Origin of the sequence: Streptomyces chiangmaiensis, from assembly GCF_036281785.1 — a bacterium.
In the GTDB taxonomy this organism is placed as follows: domain Bacteria; phylum Actinomycetota; class Actinomycetes; order Streptomycetales; family Streptomycetaceae; genus Streptomyces; species Streptomyces chiangmaiensis.
In genome coordinates this window covers 1-5,097 of sequence record NZ_JAYWVC010000348.1, presented here as the reverse complement: position 1 = coordinate 5,097, position 5,097 = coordinate 1, and the positions used below count along the sequence as shown (strand labels likewise).

5 protein-coding genes are annotated in these 5,097 nt (G+C 70.5%); 4 read left to right on the top strand and 1 reads right to left on the bottom strand.

Annotated features, from left to right (window positions below; translation table 11 throughout):
* From VXC91_RS42130 to VXC91_RS42120, 3 genes are all read left to right on the top strand, one after another.
* The coding region (locus VXC91_RS42130; protein ID WP_329512642.1) for a 1-acyl-sn-glycerol-3-phosphate acyltransferase at nucleotides 1-354 on the top strand (354 nt) is incomplete at its 5' end.
* A 131-nt stretch (nucleotides 355-485) separates the two neighbouring features.
* Nucleotides 486-1,985, top strand: coding sequence for a metallophosphoesterase family protein (locus VXC91_RS42125; protein WP_329512641.1), 1,500 nt, complete (start codon nucleotides 486-488; stop codon nucleotides 1,983-1,985).
* A gap of 320 nt (nucleotides 1,986-2,305) precedes the next feature.
* Entirely contained in the window at nucleotides 2,306-2,779 is a 474-nt protein-coding gene (locus tag VXC91_RS42120; RefSeq protein ID WP_329512640.1) for a nuclear transport factor 2 family protein, read from the top strand.
* A gap of 327 nt (nucleotides 2,780-3,106) precedes the next feature.
* On the opposite strand, the gene VXC91_RS42115 is transcribed toward VXC91_RS42120, so the two are convergent.
* Nucleotides 3,107-4,114 carry an LLM class flavin-dependent oxidoreductase gene (locus VXC91_RS42115; protein ID WP_329512639.1) on the bottom strand — a complete coding sequence of 336 codons (1,008 nt, stop codon included), beginning with the start codon at nucleotides 4,112-4,114 and terminating at the stop codon, nucleotides 3,107-3,109.
* Nucleotides 4,115-4,332: 218 nt separating this feature from the next.
* Between VXC91_RS42115 and VXC91_RS42110 the strand changes: the two genes are divergently transcribed.
* Entirely contained in the window at nucleotides 4,333-4,989 is a 657-nt protein-coding gene (locus tag VXC91_RS42110) for a DUF1707 SHOCT-like domain-containing protein (RefSeq protein ID WP_329512638.1), read from the top strand.
* Nucleotides 4,990-5,097: the final 108 nt, after the last annotated feature.

Here is a 5,097-nt window from a genome sequence, read left to right as displayed (position 1 = left end):
TCGGCGGTCGTGGTCTTCCCCGAGGGGAGCACCTGGTGCGGCCGGGCTCAGGGGTACTTCCGCCGGGCCGCGTTCCAGGCGGCCCTGGACGCGGATGTCCCCGTCCAGCCGGTGCGCCTCCTCTACCGGTTCGACGAGGGACCGGCGAGCACCGCGCCCGCGTTCGTGGGGAGCGACTCCCTGCTGACGTCGGTGTGGCGGGTCGTGTCGGCGCGCCGGCTCGTCGCGGAGGTACGGGTCACGCCGGTGCTCACACCGGACGCCGGGACCGACCGGCGTGCCATGGCCCGCACCGCCCAGCGGGCCCTGGGGCTGCCGACGGGTGAGCACCCGGATCTGCCGGCGCGTCCCTGACGCACCACCACCGGGCCGGGACGGAGCGTCCCGGCCCGGTCCTTCGGACGCCGTTTCACTCTCGGTCCGCCGTTCCCGGAACGGCAACCCCCCTGTCCCGGCGCCCTTTCGCTCATTGCTACGGTGCACCGGTGTCCGAATCTTCACGCGATACAGCCGAGGGTGCCGGCTGGGGCGACGCGGAGCCCGGCGCCTATCACGCATTGATGCCACGTCAGGTCGAGAAGCTCTCCTGGCTCGACCCGAAGACGCTCTGGGCGGCGCGCAACGGTGTGCTGGCCTCATGGTTCGGGGACCCCACCGGGCGCACCCGGAGCCGCTGGGTGGAGCAGCAGGAGGCAGCGGGCGCACCCGTCGACAAGGTGATCGGACATGACGGCCCGAACCACTTCTCCTTCATGGTCATCGGAGACACAGGAGAGGGTGACGATCCCCAATATGCCGTGGTGCCCGGCCTCCTGAAGGTCGGTCAGGACACCGACTTCGCCGTGCTGGCCAGTGACGTCATCTATCCGGTGGGGGCAACCGCCGATTACGGGACGAAGTTCTTCCGCCCCTACCGGGACTACCCGGCTCCCCTCTACGCCATACCCGGCAACCATGACTGGTACGAGGACCTTCAAGGGTTCATGAAGGTCTTCTGTGACGCCGCACCTCTCGCCCCGGCCTCCGCGCCGCGTCCGCCGACCCGGGCCTGGCTGCGCTCGCTGCTGTGGCACAGGCCGGGCAAGCCGGACGTGCAGCGCCTCGCCGAGGCCCGGAAGTTGCGCTCCGCCCCCGCCCAGCAGGCGCTGCAGCCGGGCCCGTACTGGGCGATCGACGCCGGACGCATCCGCATCGTGGGTATCGACACGGGCCTGCTCGGCACCATCGACGCCGAACAGGGCCGCTGGCTGCGAGAGGTCTCGCAAGGGCCCCGGCCCAAGATCCTCGTCACCGGCTCGCCCCTGTACGTGGACGGTGAACACCATCCCTGCCCCATCGAGGGCGGCGGCACGGTCGACGACATCGTCCGTCACCCGGACCACCACTACGTCGCGGCGATAGGCGGCGACATCCACAACTACCAGCGCTATCCGGTGAACGTGGACGGCCGCACCATCCAGTACGTGGTCTCCGGCGGCGGTGGTGCCTTCATGCACGCCACCCACACCATTCCGCGCGTGTCCGTCGCGAACGTCGGCGAGCAGGACTTCCGCTGTTATCCGCTGCGCGGTGACTCCCTGGCCTTCTACAGCGGGCTCTACGGGCGCCGCCTGCGGCTGCGGCGCTTCTTCACCCTCACCGAGGCGGAGGCGACCGCCGTCATCGCCGAGCGCCTCGGCATTCCCATGACCCGCGCCCAAGGCACTCCCGCCCGGGTCACCTGGCGTATCCGGCTTGTCGGCCGTCTGCTGGGCTCCGGTGGCCGCCCCGACCGGACGGCGCGCTTCCGCCTGCCCGTACGCAAGATCTACACCCGGCTCTTCTCGCCGGGTTCGGCCACCTACAGCCCGCCGTTCTTCAAGAGCTTCCTGCGTCTGGACGTCACCGAGGAGACGGTGCGGCTGCGGTGTTTCGCCGCGACCGGCAACCTGCGCCAGGAGCTCGACCCGCCCGTGGAGGACGAGGTGACCATCCCGCTGACGTGATGCGGGAAGGGGGCCCGTTCCATGGGCCCTGCCGGTCACGGTCAGCTGGGCATCACGGTCCGAGGACGGGGGCCTCGCGGCGCCGGTTACGGCGGAGCGCAGCGCGACGCGACCCGAACACGAACGCCACGACTTTCCACCATCCGCACCCGGAACCCGCAGTGCTGCACGGCGTGGTGTACGCGGGATCCACCACAGGCTCGATCTTCGCCGCCGCTCCACCCCAACATGCGCCTGCGTACGTACCTGTTGCACGAGAATCATCGTTCTCGTACTGTGGTCGCCAAGGGGAGAACGATCGTTCTCTGGACGGAGATGACATGACGACCGATGCACGCCCCCCGTTCCCGCCCTTCGACCGGGACACCGCTGCGGAGAAGGTGCGTCTGGCGGAGGACGCCTGGAACTCCCGCGACCCGGAGAAGGTCGCCCTGGCCTACTCGGTCGACTCCCGCTGGCGCAACCGTGCCGAGTTCATCAACGGCCGGGACGAGATCGTCGCCTTCCTCACCCGCAAGTGGCGGCGGGAGTTGGAGTACCGGCTCATCAAGGAACTGTGGGCCTTCGACGGCAACCGCATCGCCGTGCGCTTCGCCTACGAGTGCCACGACGACTCGGACCACTGGTTCCGCTCCTACGGCAACGAGAACTGGGAGTTCGATGACAACGGTCTGATGCGCAAGCGGTATGCGTGCATCAACGACCTTCCCATCAAGGAGTCGGAGCGTCTGTACCACTGGCCGCTCGGGCGCCGGCCCGACGACCACGCGAGCCTGAGCGATCTGGGCCTCTGACCGCCCGGGGGCTCCAGTACGCGGTGAGGCCGACGATGTCGGCGAGGCCGCGCCACTGGGCGCGAGGTGGGGCGGCGTGCCCTTCTGCGCTGATGATCGGCAGGGCCAGGTGGTCGGCGCCGGCGGTATGGAACTCGGCGGGCCGTGAGGTTTCCTGTGTCATGGACTGTGTCCCCTGGGGAACACTTCGGGCGCATTGACCGGTCGAGGGGGCACGTCGAACTCGCGGCCCGGTGAAGCAGGGCCGGTGGCGGGTCAGAGCGGCCCCCGCCGCCGACTGCCCGGCGACGGGTTCGGAGGGCGTGAGAGTGGAGCGAGTGACGCTTCCTATGCCGGTACCAGCCCGGCGATCCGGGCGAGTCGACGGTAGGGGTCCACCAGCGCCGTCCGGTCGTACGTGCTGGTCGTGACGAGTACCTCTTGTGCCCCGGTCTCCTTGAGCAGTCCCTCCAGCTCGTGGGCCACCTGGTCCTCGGTGCCCACGATGTGACCGACGAGCCCGGCCTCGTAGAAGCCGCGTTCCTTGGTGGTCATCGTCAGGGACTCGACGCGCTCGGGCGACGGCAGGGGCGGGAAGGTTCCGTGGGTCCGCGCGTGCGCCATCGACCACGCCTCGGGGATCAGGATCCGGTGGGCGTCCTGCGGCGTGTCCGCCACCGCGACCGTGCCGGAGACGACGACATACGGCTCGCTCGCCCATACGGATGGCCGGAACATCTCCCGGTAGCGCTCGATGCCGCGCAGCATCCTCTCGCGGTTTCTCAGGTCCCCGATGACCATGGGCAGCCCGGTGCGGGCGGCGATCGCGGCGCCCTCGCCCATGGCCAGCACGAAGGGTGGCACGGTCAGGCCCTCCGTGGGCCGTGCGTGGACACCGCCGGCGGAGGTGCCCCGGAACCATCCGAGAAGTTCGGCGAGCTGGCCGGCAAAGTCGTCGGCGTCGTCCTTGTCGCGGCCGAGCGCCTTGCGCACCCCGTCGGTGAAGCCGACGGAACGGCCGAGGCCCATGTCGATCCGGCCAGGGAAGAGCGCCTCGAGTACGCCGAACTGCTCGGCCACGACGAGCGGCCGGTGATTGGGCAGCATCACGCCGCCGGTCCCCACCCGGATGCTGCGGGTGGCGGCCGCGACGGCCGCGGCCAGCACCGTGGGCGCGGAGCCGGCGACGCCGGGCACTCCGTGGTGCTCGGAGACCCAGAACCGGCGGTACCCGAGCCGCTCCATCTCCTGGGCAAGCCGCACGGTGTCCCGCAGGGCCTCGGTGCCGTCGTGCCCCTCGCGCGTGCGGGAGCGGTCGAGCACGGAGAAGCGGGTGTCTGCGATCGGTGAGCTCACAACACCTGCAACACCCGGGGGAGCGTGGGATTCCCCGGTGCCCCGGACTCAGCCGCCGCAGACGTTCGCGGTAAGGAGGTGCAGCAGTTGCGTGGCCGTGGTGTCCCTGCCGGGGTTCAGGCCCAAGGCGTCGCCGTGGGTGCGGGCTTGGCGCCGAGGTATGACGCGATATAGCGTTAGTTTCGGGACGGGGTGTCCGTCGGGATCGAGGTGGGGGTATGTCGGGAGAGCGCTCGCACGCCGAGGAGTTCGCGGGCTCCGGTGCGTCGCTTCAGCTGCGGGCCTCGCACGCGGACCGCGACCGGGTCGTCGATGTGCTGCGGATCGCGGCGGGGGACGGCCGGCTGACCTCCGACGAACTGGACGAGCGCCTGGAGGCCGCTCTCTCCGCGCGCACCATGGGTGAGTTGTCCGTCCTCACGGCCGATCTGCCGGCCGCGGCGGCGACTGCGGGTGGGCTACCGGCCGAGGTCAAGGACGTCGTCAGGATCGAGCAGCAGGGCAGTTCGGCCCGGCGCGTCGGTCGCTGGGTGGTACCACGGCAGATGGAGATCTGCTCGTCCTGGGGAGATGTGACGCTCGACTTCACCCAGGCGGTGACCGCCCGGAGCACGCTGCGCATCGATCTGGACATGCGCGGTGGTGCCCTCATCCTGCTGACCCGGCCGGGACTCGTGGTGGACACCGACTCCCTGGCGACGGGATACGCCAAGGTCAAGACACGGGGGGCGGTCGACACCGGTGCACCGGTGACGTTGCGTATCGAGCTGGCCGGTCACATCCGCTACGGCCGGGTCGTGGTCCGCGCCCAGCGGCGTACGTTCCGGCAGTGGCTGCTGCGCAGGCCCGCTGCGCACCTCTCGCTGACCGGTTGACCCGCCGTCCGGGGGGGCGGTGCCCGCGAGTCCACGAGGTCGGGGCACCGATCTGCCGTCCCGGCTCAGCCGACGTGGACGCGTGGCCGCCGATTGCGGTCCTGCTCC

What these genes read in the sequence shown, in the direction of transcription:
- VXC91_RS42120 (WP_329512640.1), top strand. Translation starts at nt 2,306, where the DNA reads ATGACGACCGATGCACGCCCCCCGTTCCCGCCCTTCGACCGGGACACC.
- VXC91_RS42110 (WP_329512638.1), top strand. Translation starts at nt 4,333, where the DNA reads ATGTCGGGAGAGCGCTCGCACGCCGAGGAGTTCGCGGGCTCCGGTGCG.